The 18,342-nt window shown below is 63.4% G+C and carries 13 protein-coding genes and 2 pseudogenes; 9 read left to right on the top strand and 6 right to left on the bottom strand.

The genetic code is table 11. The features are described 5' to 3' along the window. Window positions 1–283 precede the first annotated feature (283 nt). The 3 genes from BG842_RS25120 (at window position 284) to BG842_RS25110 (ending at window position 4,083) form a co-directional block, all read left to right on the top strand. Window positions 284–1,426, top strand: a complete 1,143-nt coding sequence (locus BG842_RS25120) for a thiolase family protein (protein ID WP_069452921.1) — start codon at window positions 284–286, stop codon at window positions 1,424–1,426. A 115-nt stretch (window positions 1,427–1,541) separates the two neighbouring features. Then, entirely contained in the window at window positions 1,542–2,048 is a 507-nt protein-coding gene (locus tag BG842_RS25115) for a hypothetical protein (protein ID WP_069452920.1), read from the top strand. A 418-nt stretch (window positions 2,049–2,466) separates the two neighbouring features. After that, window positions 2,467–4,083, top strand: a complete 1,617-nt coding sequence (locus BG842_RS25110; RefSeq protein ID WP_254663471.1) for a glycosyltransferase family 39 protein — start codon at window positions 2,467–2,469, stop codon at window positions 4,081–4,083. A gap of 99 nt (window positions 4,084–4,182) precedes the next feature. Here BG842_RS25110 and BG842_RS25105 read toward each other — a convergent pair whose 3' ends face one another. Then, a complete protein-coding gene (locus tag BG842_RS25105; protein ID WP_069452919.1) occupies window positions 4,183–5,853 on the bottom strand; it encodes an aldehyde ferredoxin oxidoreductase family protein in 1,671 nt (556 codons plus the stop codon). Window positions 5,854–6,024: 171 nt separating this feature from the next. Here BG842_RS25105 and BG842_RS25100 point away from each other — a divergent pair, with 171 nt between their 5' ends. Then, the gene (locus BG842_RS25100; RefSeq protein ID WP_069452918.1) at window positions 6,025–6,588 is read left to right on the top strand and encodes a hypothetical protein; all 564 of its coding nucleotides are present in this window, start codon (window positions 6,025–6,027) and stop codon (window positions 6,586–6,588) included. Here BG842_RS25100 and BG842_RS25095 read toward each other — a convergent pair. From BG842_RS25095 to BG842_RS25085, 3 genes are all read right to left on the bottom strand, one after another. Further along, window positions 6,554–8,446, bottom strand: coding sequence for a cation:proton antiporter (locus tag BG842_RS25095; protein ID WP_069452917.1), 1,893 nt, complete (start codon window positions 8,444–8,446; stop codon window positions 6,554–6,556). The genes BG842_RS25100 and BG842_RS25095 overlap by 35 nt on opposite strands. A 174-nt stretch (window positions 8,447–8,620) precedes the next feature. Continuing rightward, window positions 8,621–10,555, bottom strand: a complete 1,935-nt coding sequence (locus tag BG842_RS25090; protein ID WP_069452923.1) for a long-chain fatty acid--CoA ligase — start codon at window positions 10,553–10,555, stop codon at window positions 8,621–8,623. 83 nt (window positions 10,556–10,638) lie between these two features. Further along, the gene (locus BG842_RS25085) at window positions 10,639–11,556 is read right to left on the bottom strand and encodes an MBL fold metallo-hydrolase (RefSeq protein WP_069452916.1); all 918 of its coding nucleotides are present in this window, start codon (window positions 11,554–11,556) and stop codon (window positions 10,639–10,641) included. A 113-nt stretch (window positions 11,557–11,669) separates the two neighbouring features. Here BG842_RS25085 and BG842_RS29380 point away from each other — a divergent pair, with 113 nt between their 5' ends. The 4 genes from BG842_RS29380 (at window position 11,670) to BG842_RS25070 (ending at window position 16,089) form a co-directional block, all read left to right on the top strand. After that, entirely contained in the window at window positions 11,670–11,963 is a 294-nt protein-coding gene (locus BG842_RS29380) for a hypothetical protein (RefSeq protein ID WP_139136264.1), read from the top strand. A 401-nt stretch (window positions 11,964–12,364) separates the two neighbouring features. Beyond that, on the top strand, window positions 12,365–13,720 hold the full coding sequence (gene serS / locus BG842_RS25080) for a serine--tRNA ligase (RefSeq protein ID WP_069452915.1): 1,356 nt from the start codon (window positions 12,365–12,367) through the stop codon (window positions 13,718–13,720). Window positions 13,721–13,795: 75 nt separating this feature from the next. Then, on the top strand, window positions 13,796–15,214 hold the full coding sequence (locus BG842_RS25075) for an FAD-dependent oxidoreductase (RefSeq protein WP_069452914.1): 1,419 nt from the start codon (window positions 13,796–13,798) through the stop codon (window positions 15,212–15,214). Window positions 15,215–15,363: 149 nt separating this feature from the next. Then, complete coding sequence (locus tag BG842_RS25070) at window positions 15,364–16,089, top strand: helix-turn-helix domain-containing protein (protein WP_069452913.1); 726 nt, start codon at window positions 15,364–15,366, stop codon at window positions 16,087–16,089. A gap of 42 nt (window positions 16,090–16,131) precedes the next feature. On the opposite strand, the gene BG842_RS25065 is transcribed toward BG842_RS25070, so the two are convergent. Together BG842_RS25065 and BG842_RS25060 are read right to left on the bottom strand one after the other, a co-directional pair. Then, window positions 16,132–16,593, bottom strand: a complete 462-nt coding sequence (locus BG842_RS25065) for a hypothetical protein (protein ID WP_254663470.1) — start codon at window positions 16,591–16,593, stop codon at window positions 16,132–16,134. A gap of 7 nt (window positions 16,594–16,600) precedes the next feature. Further along, window positions 16,601–18,085: pseudogene (locus BG842_RS25060) on the bottom strand (sodium/proline symporter); the annotation flags it as partial. On the opposite strand from BG842_RS25060, the pseudogene uvrC reads away from it, so the two are divergent. Next, window positions 18,084–18,342 (top strand): annotated as a pseudogene (uvrC, locus tag BG842_RS25055) (excinuclease ABC subunit C); the annotation flags it as partial. The pseudogenes BG842_RS25060 and uvrC sit on opposite strands and share 2 nt — an antisense overlap.

Raw genomic sequence — 18,342 nt, 5'->3', positions numbered from 1 at the left:
GTTTACGAGGCGGAGGGCGAGCCCGAATGCGGTGATGAGGACGACGAGGGGGACCGGTTCGGTGAGTCGCTGGAGGAGGCTTGATTCGTCGCTCGATGTGAGCGGGCGAGCACGCTTCTGGGCGGTGTCGGAACCTTGCATCGTCGGGAGTTACCGACGATATGGTGTGGGTCCGACCAAATAGTTTCTGAAGCCGCATAGATAGTCAATAAACTTACAAACTGTTTTCCATTTACTCCGAGTTCTACGGCCACTTAAGGGCCATGAGCGAGAATCGTGAACCATGGACAGCGATACCACACCAGTCATCGCAAAGGCGGTTCGGACCCCGCAGGGGAAAGAAGGCGGCGTGTACGCCGACGTGCGGAGCGAGGACCTCTCGATTCCGCTCGTGGACACCATCCTCGACGAGACGGGACTGACGAGCGACCACGTGGACGACCTCATGTGGGGGGTCGCCCAACAGCGTGGCGAGCAGGACAACAACGTCGCGCGCGTCATCGCGCTCCTCTCGGACCTCGGCGAGGGGGTCCCCGCGACGAGCATCAACCGCTGGTGTGCCTCCTCGATGCAGGCGCTCATCAGCGCGAGCGACGCGATTCGGGCGGGCCAGCGCACGGCCATCATCGCGGGCGGCGTCGAGAACATGTCGCGCGTGCCGATGTCCGGCGGGTACGAATCCGTCCATCCGGGGCTGGCGGAACAGTACAACATCCCGGAACTCCAGATGGGAATGACCGCCGAGAAGGTGGCCGAGAAGTACGACGTCTCCCGCGAGGAGCAAGACGAGTACGCGCTCCGGAGTCAACAGCGCGCCGCCGAGGCGACCGAAACCGGGCGCTTCGACGACGAAATCGTCCCGGTCGAAACCGAGGACGGACTGGTCGAGGAAGACGAGGGCATCCGCCCCGACACGAGCATGGAAGCCCTGCAAGGCCTCCCGAGCGTGTTCAAAGCCGAGGGCACCGTGACGCCGGGTAACGCCTCCCAGATTTCCGACGGCGCGGCGGCGCTCCTCGTCACCAGCAAGGCGTTCGCGGAGGACCACGGCCTCGACGTGCTGGCGACCGTCGGCGACAACAACGTCGCTGGCGTGGACCCGACCGTGATGGGAATCGGGCCGGTTCCGGCCACGAAGGGCCTGCTGGAGCGCACGGGCGAGAGTATCGACGAGTTCGACCTCGTGGAACTGAACGAGGCCTTCGCCAGCCAGACGCTCTACAGCCAGCGCCAACTCGGCGTCCCGGACGAGAAGTTCAACGTCAATGGCGGTGCCATCGCCATCGGTCACCCGCTGGGTGCCTCCGGTGCACGCCTGCCCGTGACGCTCACTCACGAGATGCAAAAGCGCGACGCGAAGAAGGGCCTCGCAACCCTCTGTGTCGGCTTCGGTCAGGGTGCGGCGATTACGTTGAAGCGAGAGTAACTGCCGCGAATCGGGGATTCGCGGTACTGCTTCTTACCGTATAGTAAATGAACATAGCTGGCCACCAATGGTCAACGAAGGGAAATCTTTTTGCCGTTTATACGAACTCCATAGTATGGGGATTCTGAGAACGGTTGAAGTGGGGAAGATCGAACAACCGGAGCAGTTAGAAGCGGACGTTTTTGTTGAGCTCGCATCTAATGAAATCACATTGGAATCCACTGCAAAGCTTGAAATCGGCGTGAAATGGCTCGGTGAGCCTACGGCTCTCTACTTTGGGCAAACGAGCCCGATAGAACTACCAAAAAGGTGCTCCGAGCCAGATGACGGACTGGTTTTACTTCCATACAATCACGGCTTTGAGAGAAAAGGTGATGAACCGGAGTGTTGGAGGATAAATCTGACTCCAGATGATGACTTTGGACATGCACTTGGACTTCAGCGAATAGAAGTAGACGAAGGCGAGATACTATCCTGCCGAGTAGAAGTTTGGGGTGACCATAGATCTGATAGTTGCTTGTCACCGGGAGAGTATTCGTTCAGTGATGTTCTCTCTAGCGGAGATACATGTGACACCCAGACTTGGAGTTTCGATATTCGCATAAATTCTGTTAGTGATTAACTATTCTGCGTTGCTCTCTAAACCCCCGAACTCTCGCGCCACCTCCGGGCACTCCACGATCTCCGTGTCGCCCGTCGCAACCGGATGCCGAATCGTCGCGTCAACCGACTCGAACCGTGACCTGTCCGAGTGTCGGTTCACATCGCCGCCCCCGTGTTTCGGGGAAGCGACGAGACGCCGCTCGTCGTCTTCAATCGGGATTTGACAGGCTACGGACCGACCTCGCAAAGCGGACGGTGAAGTACGGCCTGTCCTCGGTCGCATACTGGCGATTACGTCTTTATTCTTCATCCGAGGTGCTTGGCGGCATCTACCGGTCCAAAGACAAGAGAAACACCGAGCAACTGGACGTACCGAACGTTCCATCCGCCGACGTCGGGGCATAGAATAATTACGCCGTGCGTCGAGTTCTCGGAACGTGCCCCGAAGTCGTCCCTCTACGACCACGCTCGCGTGGATGGTTCCCGCCGTCCTCGCCAGTCTCGTCGTGTTCGCGGCCTACCTGTTGACACACCCGTATCCCGCGACGGGCGGCGGTCTATACCTGGCGATGGCCGACGCGATACGCGACAACGGCTATCGCCTTCCGGCGCGGGTTCCGCGGTACACGCCGAACGGGATTCCGTTCGGCTATCCGCCGCTCGCGTTCTACGTCGCCGCGCTCGCCCGCGACGTCCTCGGCGTCGGCCCGCTGACCCTGACGCGCTTCCTGCCCGGCGTCGTCACCGTCCTGACCGTCGTTCCAACCTATCTCCTCGGACACGAGGTGTTCGCCGACGCACCCGACAGAAACCGACGAGCGGGGCTCGCGGCGCTCGTCGTCGCGGTTAGTCCCGCCGTGTTCAAGTGGCACCTCTCGGCGGGCGGCATCGTCCGCGCTCCGGCCTTCCTGTTCACGGTGACGGGGTTGTACGTCGGATTGCGGCTGTTTCGGACCCCGGAGAACCCCGTTCGCTGGGCGGTGGCGGGGACGGTCCTGTTCGGCCTGACGATACTCACCCATCCGTCGTATCCCGTCTTCTTCGGGACGAGCTATCTGGTCTTCTTCGCCGTCTTCGACCGTTCTGTCGCCGGACTGAAGCGCGGCGCGTTCGTCGCCGTTGGCGGCCTGCTCCTCGCGGTTCCGTGGTGGGGCCACATCGCGTCCGTCCACGGCATCGGCCTCCTCACCCGGACCGCCGGGTCGCGCCTCGGAATCGGTCGGGGAATCTTCTGGTTCCCCTCGAAGTTCCTCTACGCCCGGCGCACGCGGTTCCTACCCGTCTGGCACGTCCTCACGCTCGTCGGCGTGGTCGCGCTCGCGGTGCGGAAGCGCTACTTCCTGCCGCTCTGGTTCGTCGCGACGGTCGTGATGTTCCCCAAGCCGCGCTTTCTCATGCTCGTCGGCGCGTTCGTGGTCGCCGCCGCAGTGTTCGACTGGTTGCCGAGCATCGCGGAGGCGGCTCCGGAGCGGGACGGCATCTCGACCGACGGCGGACGCCTGCCGCGCGTTTCGCTCGTTTTGCTCCTGTTGCTTTCGACCTACGGCGTGGCGACCGGCGGCCTTTACGCCGCGAACTACGGGCCGGTCCCGGAGCGGCCGCTCCACCGGCTTCAAAAGGAACCGCTCCCGGCGTACATCGACGGCGACGATATGACGGCGATGCGGTGGATTCGAGAGCGGACGGCGGCGGACGCGACGATCCTCGTCGCCGGCGACGCCGCGGAGTGGTTCCCGGTGTTCACCCATCGAACGGTCGTCGCCTCTCCGTGGGGTGCCGAGTGGCTGCCGCCCGAGGAGCGCGAACGGCAAATCTCGCTGTACCGGAACGCGTCGGCCTGCGCGTCGGCGACCTGCATCCGGCAAATTCTCGACCGGGACGACGTATCACCCGAGTACGTCTATCTCACCCGCGAAGGCTCCCGGAGTTGGACCGCCCGCGAGACGCTGAATCGGGCACAGTGGACGGAGATGCTGGAACGCCTCGGAACGTCGAACGGGACGACGGTCGTCTTCCGTAATCGGGACGTGGCGGTCGTGAAAGTCGGTAGGTGACGATGGTCGCCGAGAGAAGGTGGTCGTCGGGTGAGAACGGCCGACGGCTGAAAACGGATGGCTGAAAATGGACGGCTGAAACGAGACGAGCCGTCGGTCTCAGTCGCCCGCGCTGACGGGACCGGACTTCACCGTGCCGTCGTCGTTCCACCCTCGTTCGGCGTAGTACTCCGAGAGGGCGGCCTCGAAGTCGGGCAGGTCGTAGGGGAGCGTGTCGTCCTCGCGGTCGAACCCGCGTTGGTTGTTGAAGTGCCGTTCGAGTTCGACGATTTCCGCGCCGGTATCCTGTAACTTCTCGTACTCCGTATCGAGCAGGGTTTCGAGGCGCTCCTCGGTCATGAAGTCGCGGGAGAACTTGCAGACGACGCCGCTGTCGAGAACGGCGTTGTGGTTTTCTTTCGCCACGATGAGTGGCGGTTTGCCGTCGAGTCCGGTCGGGTCCACCGCCTCGTCCTTGCCGACGAGGGGGTACTCCTTCGAGTAGAACTCGGCGTACATGTGGTCGGCGCCGCGATTCGAGACGGCGAAGGCGAGGCCCTGTCCGTTCAGGGTGCGACCGTCGTGGGCGGAGAATTCGAGTCCCTTGACCGTCCAGTCCTCGACGCCGAGTTCGTCCGCGGCGCGGTGGACGCCCTCCGCGAGGAGGTCGCCTTCGTCCTCGCGGTAGGCGATCTTCTCCACGAGGTCGTGGACGAGTTCGTCGTTGCCGAACTCGTCGTTGGCGGCGAGGTAGGCCGAAATCACGTCGCCGCAGGAGATGGTGTCCATGCCGAGTTCGTCACAGAGGTCGTTCGACTTCATCACCGAGACGATATCGTCCACGCCAGCGTTGCTCCCGAACGCCATCACCGTCTCGTACTCCGGGCCTTCGGTTTCGAGCCCCGTCTCCTCGTCCTTCGTCGGGAGTTTGCAGGCGAAGGCACACTGCGAGCAGGTGCCTTTCTTGTACTTCTTCTCGGCGACGGCCTCGCCGCCGATGTCGCTCGCGCCCTCGAACTCCAGTTCGGAGAAGTAGCGCGTCGGCAGTGCGCTCACGTGGTTCGCGTACTCGGTGACGCTGGTCGTCCCGGCCGATTTCATCGGGTGGTCGTTCGCGGTGGCGGCCTCCCGGTGGACGTCCATCTGTATCGGGTCGATGTCGACGTCCGGGGCCGAATCGCCCGCGAAACTGATGCACTTCACGCCCTTCGCGCCCAGCACCGCGCCGAGGCCGCCGCGACCGAACGCCCGGTGTTCGGTCGTCATGATGGACGCGAAGCGGACGCGATTCTCGCCCGCCGGTCCGGCGACGACCAACTGCTCGTCGCCCAAACCGTGTTCGTCGGCCATGTACTCGCCGACCTCGGTAACGGTCGCTCCGGCCAGTTGGGGGACTTCTTCGAACTCGATTCCCTCGTCCGTGACGTGAACCGCCACCAGATCGTCGCTTCGGCCGGTGACTTGCACCGCGCCGTACCCTGTGGCCGCGAAGTGGCGCGAGAGGAATCCGCCCGCGTTCGAGGAGAGCAGGCCGTCCGTCAGCGGCGAGACGCCGGTGCAGTTCATCCGTCCCGTGAAACTCATCGTCGAACACTGGAGCGGACCGGTGGTGAAAAAGAGGCTGTTCTCGGGACCGAACGGGTCCGTGTCGAACGGAATCCGGTCGTGTGCGAGTTTCACCCCGACGCCACGTCCGCCGATGAACGACGACAGCACGTCGTCCACGTCCTCGGCGACGGTCGTCCGGTCGCCCACGTCGATGGTCAGAAGCGAACCTGTTGCGTGCAACATGAACGACGATGAGAGATTGAGAGTGATAAAGACACAGGTCGCGTTCTGGGAACCCGAAACGGCCTTGTTTCTCTGCTTCAAAGGTGTAAACAGACGAATATCTTTTTGCGGTCAGCTATCCAAATGGCGGGTAGTGTATCGTACGGCCGGGACATCACACAGTCTTCGACAATGACCACCGAGCCACCGACTGGGGAAGGTCGGATTTCGCCGGATACCGCGTTCGAAATCCTCACCAACCCGCGGCGTCGGTACGCCCTCTCTTACCTCGGGTCGAAGTCGGGGCGGGTTTCCATCGGCGAACTCGCCGAGGCCGTCGCCGCGTGGGAGCAGGACACCAGCGTCGAACTCGTCTCCTCGAAGGAGCGAAAGTCGGTGTACACCTCGCTGTACCAGACCCATCTCCCGAAGATGGCCGACGCGGGCATCATCGTCTACGACAGACAGCGCGGACAGGTACGACTCAGCGATACGGCGACCGAACTCGACAAATTCGTCAATCCGCCGTCGAAGACGCAAAACTGGAGTCGATACTACCTCGCGTTGGCGCTCGTCGGTGGGGTCGCCATCGTCTGTAACCTCCTCGGGATGTATCCGTTTTCGCTCGTACACGTCCTCGTGTACGTCGCGCTGCTTCTTGCGGGATTCACCCTTCTCTCGGCGGCGAATTTGGAATTCGTGCGACGAAAACGAGACTCGTCTATCGCGGATGACACAGCGAGATGGCGCTTCTGACGGCCGACTTGCGACCGAGGAAGGTCACGTGGTCGCCGTTCTGAAGCGTGAAGTCCTCGCTCGGAACTTGCGTCTCGCCGTCGCGGCCGACGAGCGCGATGAGGACGCCGTTCGGGAGTTCGGAGTCGAGTTCCTCGATGGTCTTGCCGACCATGCTCGGTTCGGTTACTTCTATCTCCTGTACGTCGCCGCTCCGACCGAGTTCCGTCATCCAGTTCGAGAGCGCGGGGCGTTCGATAACGTTGTCGATGGCCCACGCGGTGGCGAGCGACGACGAAATCGTCCGAACCCCGAGGTCCTCGAAGGCGTCCACGTTGTCCGGGTTGTTCGCCCGAGCGATGATGGTCTCCACGTCGAACTTCGATTCGGCGAGTTGCGCGACGAGGAGATTCACGTCGTCGTCACCGGTCGCGGCGACCACGATTTTCGCGTTGTCGGCACCCGCCGCCCGAAGGACTTCCGTATCGGTCCCGTCACCTTCGTGGACGGTGTAGCCCTCCTCACGTGCGGTCTGCAGTATCGTTTCGTCGTTCTCGATGAGTACGACGTTCTCTCCGCGGTCTTCGAGGCGTGCGGCGAGCGACCGGCCCACCTTTCCGCCTCCGATGATGAGTACGCGCATTGGAATCACGTTCAGGTATTCTGCGATGTGTCGAGCGAATCCGCCCTCGAACACGACGGTCACGACGATGACGAGGAAGACGGTCCCGATGAGCACCGCCGCCGCCGTCTCGGCGTTCGGAATCACGTCGGCTTCGTTCCGGATGCGAATCGCGAACAGCGTGGCGACCGACGCCGGAATGATGCCGCGCGGTCCGACGAGACTCATGAACGTCTTTTCGCCCCGCGTGAATCGACCGCCGGAGGCCGAAACGAAGATGACCAGCGGCCGGATGACGAACATCACGGCGAGGACGACGACGATACCGCCGATACCGAGGTCGAACAAGTACGTCGGTTTCAGCTGCGCCGCGAGCGTGATGAACACGAACGAAAGGACGACGAGCGTGATGTCGCCCTTGAACTCCTCTATCTTCTCCTCGTACGGAAGGTTCGCGTTACCGAGCAGGATGCCCGCCGTTGCGACGGCCGCGATGCCCGCTTCCTTGGCAACGAAGTCGGCGGCGGCGTACGCGGTCAGCGCCCCGACGAGAATCAGCAGGCGGGAGTTCTGTGGTGCGTTCCCTCGTGAGAGGTTGAGCCGGTGGAGTACGTACCAGAGAATACCGGCGACGACGAGACCGACGAGGACGCCGGTCCCGAGTCGGCGTACGAAGGACGCCAGAAACTCGCCGAAGTCGAACCCGTTCGACCCGGTGAGGACGAGAACTTCGAACATCACCACGGCGAGGATGGCGGCGGACACGTCGTTCGCGATACCCTCCGTTTCGAGCGCAGCACCGACTCGGTCCCGCACCGCCACGACCGAGAGTATCGGGGTGATGACCGTCGGACCGGTCGCCACGAGCAGCGACCCGATGAGTAGGGAGAGGTCCCACGGTTGCCCGAGCGCGTAGCGCACGAGGGTGGCCGTCCCGAGCAACGAGATGAGGGCACCGACGGTGATGAGGCGAATCTGTGCCGACGGTGCCTCACGGAGTTTGTTCACTTTGAGGTGGAACGCCCCCTCGAAGACGATGATGGCGACGCTCAAGCCGACGATAGACGAGAGCGCGTCACCGAACGCCGACGGGTCGAGCAGCCCGAGTCCGACCGGGCCGAAGAGAACACCCGCAGAGATGAGAAACAGGACGCTCGGCACTTGGAACCGATCCGCGAGCACCTGTGAGACGACGCCAAGTCCGATGATGGCGGTGACTATGTACAGCAACTGCGCACTCGCTGCCTCGGCACTCACTGCTGGCCCTCCATGTATCGGGAAGGAAAAGCTGGACGGGTATAAAATAGCATGGTCTGAATGGGACACTGCAGCGGGAAAGGAACCGAACTGGATAGTCAATCGTTTCGGTTCTCGGTCGAAACGTGGTCATTTGTCAAGATTCTCTTTGAAAAGACCTGTCCGAGGTGAGAATCAGTCGGCGTAGATGGAGTCGATATCGTCGGCGAACCGGTCGAGGATGTTGCGGCGTTTCTTCTTCATCGTCGGCGTGAGCAGGTCGTTGTCCTCGGTGAACTCGATGGGGACGAGCCTGAACTGCTTTATCCGCTCGTAGGACTCGAAGCGCTGATTGATGCGCTCGACTTCGGCTTCGACCCACTCGTACACCGTGTCGTCCCGGCACAGTTCGCGGTCGTCCTCGGGAAGGGAGAGCCCCTCGCGGGCGGCGCGCTCGCGGACCTCCTCGACGTTGGGGACGATGAGCGCGCTGACGAACTTCCGGCCGTCGCCCATGACCATACACTGTTCCACGATGTCGCTGGCGGCGAAGGCGTCCTCGATGGGACCGGGCGCGACGTTCTTGCCGGTCGAGAGGACGAGCAGTTCCTTGGCGCGCTCGCGAAACGCGATGTACCCGTCGGGGCGGATTTCGACGATATCGCCGGTTCGGAACCAGTCGTCCTCGGTGAAGGCCTGTTCGGTCTCCTCCGGTTTGTTCCAGTAGCCGTCGGTGACGTTCGGACCCTTGACGAGGAGTTCGCCGACCTCGCCCGCCGCGTCCGAGAACTGCTTGCCGACGACGGAATCGTCAACTTTCACTTCCTCGTCCACGACGGGGTAGCCGATGGTCCCGATCTCCGGCGCTTCGGGCGGGTTGACCGAGATGACGGGCGACGTTTCGGTGAGTCCGTAGCCTTCGAGGATGGGCAGTCCCATCCCGTGATAGAGCGCGCACAAATCAGCCGAGAGGCTGCCGCCGCCGCTGATGAAGAACTCGATGTTACCGCCGAGTCCGTCCTTCACCTGGTCGAAGACGAGTTTGTCGGCGAGCAGTTTCTGCGCACGGAGGCCGACGCCCGGCGAGTCCACCTCGTGATACGCCTTGCCGACGTCCGTCGCCCACTCGAAGATGCGGCGTTTCAGGTCGCTCTCGTCGGCCTGTGACCGAATCGCGTCGTAAATCCGCTCGTAGACGCGGGGGACGCTGGTGCCGGTCGTCGGCCTGACCGCGCGGAAATCGTCCTGCAACGTGTCCGGGCTTTCAGCGTAGGCGACCGTCGAACCGGCCGCGAACATCATGAAGTGACCGGCGGTTCGCTCGAAGACGTGCGCGAGCGGGAGGAACGAGACGGTCTTCGAGTGCTGATCGACGACCGGCACCTCCTTGTCGGGTCGGGGACCGAACCGTCGGTAACACTGGTTGACGTTCGACCGGAAGTTCCAGTGGGTGAGTCTCACGCCCTTCGGTTTGCCGGTCGTTCCGCTGGTGTAGATGAGCGTGGCGAGGTCGTCCAACTCGCGGGCGTCGATCCACGATTCGTACTCGTCGGCGTCGAAGGCCGCCTCGCCGCGGTCGTGTATCTCGCCGAGCGTGTAGAGGTCGTCGCGGTCGTACTCCCGCGAGAGGGTGTCCATCACGACGATGAATTCGAGGTCGAGTGCGTCTTCCGCCTCGAACACGCGTTCCAGCAAGTTCTCGTTCTCGACGACGACGCCCGTCGCCTCGGGGTCGCCGAGGAGGTACTCGACTTGGGAGACGGACGAACTCCGATAGACGGTCGTCACGACCGCGCCCGCCGCGAGCAGCGCGAAGTCGGTCTGTGCCCACTCCATCCGCGTGTCGGCGAAGATGCCGATTCTGTCGTCCGCTTCGACGCCGAGGTCGCGGAACCCGGCGGCGAGGTTGCGAACGATGTCGCGCATCGTCGCGTACAAGATGGACCGAAACTCGCCGTCCGGTGCCGCCGGAAGCGTGGTTTCGGTCAGCGAGCGACTGTAGACGCCGCCCTTGTACTGCTGTGCGGGACGATTTTGGTGTCGTTCGGCGCTGTCCTCGAACATACGGGCCAGCGTCGTCCGCTCGATGGCTGGGTCGGTAAACTCCTTCTCGGCGTCACGCCACTCCATACCAGTCACTTGCAAGTTCTCACCCATTAAGGTAGTGTAGAACGATACGAAAGTTTACTCCCGTTTTTCGGGTTTCGAGCGTTTCACATGCCTTCGTGGGTGTCGAGATAGTGAAGAACCCCGCGGGTGTTCATCGCCGTTTCGGCGTGCGCCTTCGTCTCGCCCCAGATTTCGTCCATTTCACCCTCCTCGACGAAGTGCTCGATTATCTCCTCGTCGTCGTCCGCGGCCGCGCGCTGGGCGTCGACGGCCGCGACCCACTTCGAGAGGACTTCTCCGTACTCGTCCATCGCGTCCTCGGAGTACTCGCGGGGGCCGAAGTGCGTGTAGAGGAGCGTCTCCGGCGCGAGGGCGCGGATGGTCTCCACGTCGTCCAGACACTGGTCCAAATCGAAGTCCGACGGCGGCGACGTCTCGCGGATTTCGCCGATGCTCGGCACCCAAATCCCCGCGGCGTCGGCGGTGAACACCGCGTCGTTCGCCGGGTCGTAGAACATCGTCTGGTGCGGTGCGTGCCCCGGCGTATGGATGACGTCCAGTTCGTGACTGCCGCAGTCGATGGTGTCGCCGTCCGTCACTTCCACGACGCGCTCCTCGGGGACGGGTTTCGGTTCGACGTAGAACTGCCACTGGTCGCCCACGGCCGCCTTCGTTCCCTTCACCAGATACTCGGGGTTCACGAGGTGGCGCGCGCCGATTTCGTGGACGTACACGTCCGCGTTCGGGCACTCCGCGGCCAGAAAGCCCGCGCCGCCCGCGTGGTCGAGGTGGACGTGCGTCGGCGCGATGACCGCCACGTCCTCCCGTGCGATATCCAACTCGGAAAGCGCGTCGAGGATTCGCTCGTAGTGGGTCCCGATGCCGGTATCCACGATGGCTGGTCGGTCGGTGTCGAGGATGTACACCGCGCCGTAGGCCTCCGTGTCGTACATTCCGGTGTCGAGGTAGTACAGGTCCGAACAGTCCCCCATCGTGACTTCCCGTAGGTCGCCGATTGCCATACCGTACCTCGCGTGGGGAGACGGGAAAAACGATTCGCGTCCCACGTGTTTCGTGATTCACCTGCGAGGAGTTCCTCGTTTCATCGAACTCATGGTCACGCCGAGTCGTTTCCGTGTTCCGAGGGCGTTCAGGGACTGCTGGCGGCGCTCACACCGCACCCGCACCGCCGGTGTCCCCACACCTCCCCGCCAGCGCGGGAATGCGCTCGCCGTTCGCATCGCTCACGCCTCGCGCGACGCGCGCTGGCGCACCCTCCCGGAAGCGTAATCGTGCGTTCCATGGCGGCTATTCGTGGTGCGCGATACCGACCGAACGACCCCGGCGCGTGCGCCAGCAGGTTCGCGGCCAGCGGTCGGCCGCGAACCTGTGGGTTATCACGCGAGGGATGAGTACCGCAACGGAGTGAGGAACGGAATCGGTTGGGGAGGGTGTGGCTGATGCGGTTGCGGTGTTGTGGGCGGACTTCTGAAAGGCTCCGCCTTTCAACTCCCCGCTCGTTCCTCGCAGGGATGAAAGGGGCCGCGCGCTCGCGTTCATTGTGGTCGCTGTGCGAGATATTCTGGCCTCTCCGCACCGGTCGGCCAGAATAGTTGCTCGCACAGCGACCGCGAGCGTGGCGGAGGCTTTCGGGGACTTCTTGTCATTGTTGGGAGCGTTAGCCACGGATTCTCCTCGACATCCCCTACCCGGTCGGTGCGATTCAGAGACGCCCACCGACGCCGTCTTCAAATCCGATTGCGAACAGTGTCACATCGTCTCGATATAGCGACACGGTTTTTTGCAGGCGTGCTGAAACCCGAGTCAGGAATGCTCGACAGGAAGTTTATCCGGGACCACCCGGACGAAGTTCGAGAGGGGCTCGAAAACCGAGGCGACGACGTAGATTTGGACGGCTTTCTCGATTTGGACGCCGAGTGGCGCGAACTGAAGGCCCGCGGCGACGACCTTCGGCACGAACGAAACGAGGTCAGCCGAAGCATCGGCGAGCTGAAACAGGAAGGAAAAGAGGAGGAAGCACAGGCGGCCATCGAACGGTCGAGCGCGCTCAAAGAAGAACTCGAAGAAGTCGAGACGAAGGCGAGCGAACTGGAGGAGGAACTCGAAGAGCGGATGCTCGAAATCCCGAACGTTCCACACGAGAGCGTCCCGGTCGGCGCGGACGAGGACGACAACGTGGAACAGCGGCGCGAGGGCTTCGACGACCTCCGAGACCTCCCGGCGGACGTGATTCCGCACTACGACCTCGGCGAGGAACTGGACATCATCGACGAGGAGCGGGCGGCGAAAACCACCGGCAGCGGCTTTTACTTCCTGAAGGGCGACGGCGCGCGACTGGAGCACGCCATCATGCAGTTCATGCTGGACGTGCACCGCGAGCAGGACTACGTGGACATCTTCCCGCCGATACCCATCAACAGCGACTCGATGACGGGGACGGGCCAACTGCCGAAGTTCGCCGAAGACGCCTACAAAATCGAGGGCGAAGACCTCTGGCTCTGCCCGACCGCGGAGGTGCCGGTGACGAACATGTACGCGGACGACATCCTCCTGCGCGACGACCTGCCGCTGAAACACCAGGCGTACACGCCGAACTTCCGCCGCGAGGCCGGTGAACACGGCACGGAAACCCGCGGTATCGTGCGCGTCCACCAGTTCAACAAGGTCGAGATGGTCAACTTCGTGGAACCCGAGGAGAGCTACGACCGCCTCGACATCCTGTTGGACGAGGCCGAAGAAGTCCTGCGCCGCCTCGAACTGCCGTACCGGGTCCTCGAACTCTGTACGGGCGACCTCGGGTTCAAGGCGACCAAGCAGATAGACCTCGAAGTGTGGGCACCCGGCGACGACTTGGACGACGGCCCGGAGGAAGGAGGACGCTGGCTCGAAGTCTCAACCGCTTCGAACTTCGAGGACTTTCAGGCCCGTCGGGCCGGACTTCGCTACCGCCCCGAACGCCACGAATCGACGGAGTACCTGCACACGCTGAACGCCTCGGGGCTAGCGCTCCCCCGCGTCATGGTCGCCATTCTGGAGTACTACCAGAACGACGACGGCACGGTGACGATTCCCGAAGCCCTCCGGCCGTACATGGGCGGACAGGAAGTCATCGAAGGTCACGAACCCGTCGGCGAGAGCGCGCTCGGGTCGGGCGAGCGGGACTGAGGGAGTTTCGCTCCGCGAACCGTCTTGTTCAATTTGTGCAATACTGTTTTAATCGGTGACGACCAAGTGTAACGTATGGGACGAACGTTCGTCGTCGTCGGCGGTGATGCCGCGGGAATGAGTGCAGCGAGCAAGGCGAAACGGGACGACCCCGACCTCGAAGTCGTCGTCTTCGAGAAGGGCGAGTGGGTGTCCTACGGAGCCTGTGGGCTTCCGTACTACGTGAAGGGAGAAATCGAGTCGCTGGACGACCTCGTGACGCTCACGCCGGAGGAGTTCGCCGAACGCGGCATCGACCTCCGACAGCACCACGAAGTCGTCTCCATCGACCGGGAGGAACGGACGGTCACGGCCGTCCACGACGGAGAACGAGTCGAACAGTCCTACGACGACCTCCTCGTCGCAACTGGCGCACGGGCCGTCGTCCCGCCCATCGAGGGTGCGGACCTCGACGGAGTGTTCACGCTCCACAGCATGAACTCGGCGGCGACCGTCAAACGCGCGCTCTCCCCACCGGCGACGGTGCCGGACGACGAGTTCCAAGAGGGGTACGGCGCACAGGTTCACGAATACCTCGCCGCGGCGAACCCGGATTCCGTGGGCATCATCGGCGGGGGCTACATCGGCCTGGAGATGGCGGAGGCGTTCGACGCCCGCGATATGGACGTCCACGTCTTCGAGATGCTGCCGCACGTGCTCGACCCGTTCGGAAAAGACGTCGCCGAGAAGGTCGAGGGCCACCTCGAATCGAACGGCGTCGGGGTCTCGCTGGACACGATGGTCGAGCGCATCGTCGGCGAGGACGGCCGCGTGACCGGCATCGAGGCCGACGGCGAGACGGTCCCAGTCGACGTGGTGCTGGTCGCAACCGGCGTCGCGCCGAACGCCGAACTCGCGGGGGAGAACGGCGTCGAACTGGGCGAGACGGGGGCCATCGCCACCGACGAGTACGGGCGAACGAACGACGAGAACGTCTTCGCCGGGGGCGACTGCGCCGAAGCGCGCAACGCCGTGACGGGCGAACCGGACTACGTGCCGCTGGCGCTGACCGCGAACCGAGCGGGGCGCGCCATCGGACAGACGGTCACGGGCACCCCGACGCCCGTCGGCGATATCGTCGGCACGGCGGTGGTGAAGGTGTTCGACCTCGAAGCCGCGCGAACGGGGGTCATCGACCACGAGGTAGCCGAAACCGCCGGATACGACCCCGTATCGCAAGTCATCGAGCAAGGGTCGCGGGCGCACTACTACCCCGGCGGGTCGCCCATCACTGTCCGGTTGACCGCCGACCGGGAGTCCGGCCGCCTGCTCGGCGCGAGCATGGTCGGACGCGAGGGAGTCGCACAGCGCATCAACACGGTGGCGACCGCCCTCCACGCCGAGATGACCGTCGATGAGGTCGAGTACCTCGACTTGGCGTACGCACCGCCGTTCGGTCCCGTCTGGGACCCGGTGCTCACGGCCGCGAAGGTCCTCCACGGAAAACTCGACTGAAGTCCGGTTGGAATTCGACCGAGGGACGACTCTCGGTCGAACGAGGATCAATCGTTCCCCCTGTTTCGGGTCGGTACCTGACGGAACGGATTTACAATAGAGGGTTCAGGTTCCGATATTTATTTCCATAATGAACGATGAAATGGGATATGATTTCGGTAACAATGGACATGGTGCAGTATGACTGTCCATACATCGACGTGACGGACGAAACGGACGTCTCGTTTCACACCATGCATTGGGACTTCAACACCGCCCAGCGGAAGTTGGAGACCCGGATTCTCGTTCGTGGGGACGACCGGGGCGCGCTGACCAACGGTCTCGGCGCGTTGCAGGACCACGACCGAATGTTGGAGTTCGAACTCCTCTCGCGCCGCGGCGACACCGCGGTCATCAAGTCGTTCATCGGGCAGACGGACGCGATGCGGACGATTCGAAAGCACGACGGCTACATCACGGGGCCGTTTCAGATCAGCGACGGGAGCGAACGCTGGAACGTCGGGTTCGACTCCGCCGACAACACCGACAACGCCCTCTCGGATTTGGAGAGGAACAACGACTTTCGCGTCGAGAGCCGAAACGCCACGTCGTTCGAGGAGTACCTCGACGTCATCCAGCACCTCGGCGCGGCGAAAAACGTCCTCGACGGCTGTCGGGAACTGTCGGAGACGGAGCGCGAAACGCTCCGCAAAGCCGTCGACGGAGGGTACTTCCGAACGCCGCGGGACGCGAACCTCGGCACGTTGGCCGAGGAGTTCGACGTTTCGAAGACGGCGGCGTCGAACAACCTCCGACGGGCGGAGGCGAAGGTGCTCGAACGCGTCGTGGCATCGTTCCCCGAAATCGAATCCGAGGACGTGCTGACCCGCGAATAGGCGGACGGCGAGTCGAATAGGGAGCGGAAACAGAAACCGAAATCAGAACAACCCGGCGGATTCGACGGCGATATCGACGTGCGAGAGTCGGGAATCGTTTTCGAGCGCCTCCACATCTGCGACCTGCGGGTCCCGCGATTTCGTCGCCGAAAGCTCGAATTCGTCGGCGTCGCCGTCGGTCCACGAAACCGTCAGTTTCGCCCGCCGGAACAGGGTTCCTTCCCGAAGGCGAATCAACTGAACCGAATCGAGCGGAACCGCGAAGTTGCGGTCGCTGAACGACAGGGCACGGTCGGCCGTGGCGTCCGCGAGTTCCTCTCGCCCACGTTCTCCCGTGTCCGCCCGCAACAGCATCGATTTGAACGACTCGCCGACGAAACACCAGACGAGTCGCTCGTTCGTGACGAGCAGTTCCCAGTACTCCATCGACGTGGGGCGCTGGCGGAACCACCCGGAGAGGTGGGCGATTCGCGTTTCGTCCTCGCCGTCTCGTGTCTCGGTCATGCTCATTCTATCCCTCCAGAAGGATGGCGATGTCCTCAGGAACCGTCTGTCGCTCCTGCGTCACCAGCGAGACGCCGATGAAGAGCGCGATGGCGACCAAGAGGGCGACCGTTCCGACCGGGAACGAACCGGGGAACGGGTATAGGCCCGAGACGGCCTCGCTGAGTCCGGCGAATCCCGCGGTCTCCGCGATTCGCGGGACGGCGCTGTAGAACAGGTTGACGCCCAATCCGCCGAGGAGCGCGGCGATAGCGCCCTCCTTCGTCGCACCCTTCCAGTTCAGGCCGAGGGCCGCGATGGCGAAGAACGCCGCTGCGAAAAAGCCCCAACCGATGGTTCCGAGGATGCCGACGAGCGTCTGCGAGTAGAAGACGATGAGCGTCGAGGCGATGGTCAGGCCCGCCAGCGCGGCTTGCGTCACGCGAAGTTCGGTCTTGTCGTCCTCGATGGGTCGGCCGAGCGCGCGGGGGATGTCGCGGGACACCGCCGCCGCCCCGATGTTCAGGAACGAGTCGCTCGTGCTCATGATGGCCGCGAGCAGGGCCGCGAGGATGAGTCCGGCCACGACGCCGGGCGTGTGTTCGAGCACGAAGACGGGACCGACGACGGACGCGCTCTTCGGGGCCGCGGTCTGACCCGCCTCGACCATGGCGCGCATCGACAGTCCGGTCGAGAAGGCGAGGAGGCTCGAAATCGCGTACGTCGCCGCCGCGATTGGCGCGCCCCAGCGCAGGATTTTGAGGTTGCGGCTCATGTAGAACTTGGTGATGAGGTGTGGCTGTCCCGCCGCGCCGACGGAGAACAGAATCCACCAGCCGAGCGCCGTGAAGATAGTCGCCGCGGGCGCTCCCATCGCGCCGAACGGCGAGACGAACGCCGGGTCGGCGGTGGCGAGGTTGCGCGAAATCGACCCCATGCCGCCGCCGAACGACAGCGCGAAGGCGAAGACGAAGAGGGAACCGACTATCATCGTGATGGCCTGCACGAAGTCCGTCCAGACGCCCGCTATCATGCCGCCGAGCATGCTGTAGAGCAGGAGGATGAGCGCGCCGATGAGCAGGCCCCACATCACCGGGAGGCCGAAAATCGCGCGCATGACGTATTGGAGCGCGGCGAGGTTCGTCGCCAGATAGGCCATGACGCCGACGATGACGGCGACGGCGGTGAGGCCGCGAACCCACGCGCTCTCGTATCTGACGTACATTCCGTCGGCGAGCGTCATCACGTCGCGGATGTCGGCGAGCAGTCGCATCCGCTTCGCCAACAGCACCCACGTGATGACGAACCCGAGCGGCGCGGTGAAGAAAATCCACAGCGCCGTCGTTCCGAACGAGTAGACGAGTTCGGGACCGCCGACGAAGCCGAACCCGGACTGGATGACCGAGAACGCCGTCAGCGCGAGCACCCACGTGCCGATGCTCTTGCCGGTGATGAGGAAGTCCGCGGTGCTCTCGGTCTGCATGTAGCCCCAGACGCCGATTGCCAACACGATGGTGCAGGTGACGGGCCACGAATTTCCGCAAATAGAGATCACCCGTGACCCCGACCGCACGGGGGCGACGGTGTTCGGCCCATTCACGAACAAATCGACGGTCGAAACGGTCGTCAAGGCGCTCCGGGAGACGTACGGCATCCGCGGCTGTTCGGACCACAAGTTCGCCAACCGCGACCGACCGTGCCTCGACCACGACATCGGCCTCTGTACCGCGCCGTGCACGAACGAAATCGGCCGGGAAGCGTACCTCGGCG

Origin of the sequence: Haladaptatus sp. W1 (assembly GCF_001723155.1) — an archaeon.
In the GTDB taxonomy this organism is placed as follows: domain Archaea; phylum Halobacteriota; class Halobacteria; order Halobacteriales; family Haladaptataceae; genus Haladaptatus; species Haladaptatus paucihalophilus.
Note: the sequence above shows the minus strand (reverse complement) of the source record. Positions and strands in the feature narration are given on the sequence as shown.

What these genes read in the sequence shown, in the direction of transcription:
- BG842_RS25085 (WP_069452916.1), bottom strand. Translation starts at nt 11,556, where the DNA reads ATGGCAATCGGCGACCTACGGGAAGTCACGATGGGGGACTGTTCGGAC.
- serS (WP_069452915.1), top strand. Translation starts at nt 12,365, where the DNA reads ATGCTCGACAGGAAGTTTATCCGGGACCACCCGGACGAAGTTCGAGAG.
- BG842_RS25100 (WP_069452918.1), top strand. Translation starts at nt 6,025, where the DNA reads ATGACCACCGAGCCACCGACTGGGGAAGGTCGGATTTCGCCGGATACC.
- BG842_RS25120 (WP_069452921.1), top strand. Translation starts at nt 284, where the DNA reads ATGGACAGCGATACCACACCAGTCATCGCAAAGGCGGTTCGGACCCCG.
- BG842_RS25090 (WP_069452923.1), bottom strand. Translation starts at nt 10,555, where the DNA reads ATGGAGTGGCGTGACGCCGAGAAGGAGTTTACCGACCCAGCCATCGAG.
- BG842_RS25065 (WP_254663470.1), bottom strand. Translation starts at nt 16,593, where the DNA reads ATGACCGAGACACGAGACGGCGAGGACGAAACGCGAATCGCCCACCTC.
- BG842_RS25075 (WP_069452914.1), top strand. Translation starts at nt 13,796, where the DNA reads ATGGGACGAACGTTCGTCGTCGTCGGCGGTGATGCCGCGGGAATGAGT.
- BG842_RS25070 (WP_069452913.1), top strand. Translation starts at nt 15,364, where the DNA reads ATGATTTCGGTAACAATGGACATGGTGCAGTATGACTGTCCATACATC.
- BG842_RS25105 (WP_069452919.1), bottom strand. Translation starts at nt 5,853, where the DNA reads ATGTTGCACGCAACAGGTTCGCTTCTGACCATCGACGTGGGCGACCGG.
- BG842_RS25115 (WP_069452920.1), top strand. Translation starts at nt 1,542, where the DNA reads ATGGGGATTCTGAGAACGGTTGAAGTGGGGAAGATCGAACAACCGGAG.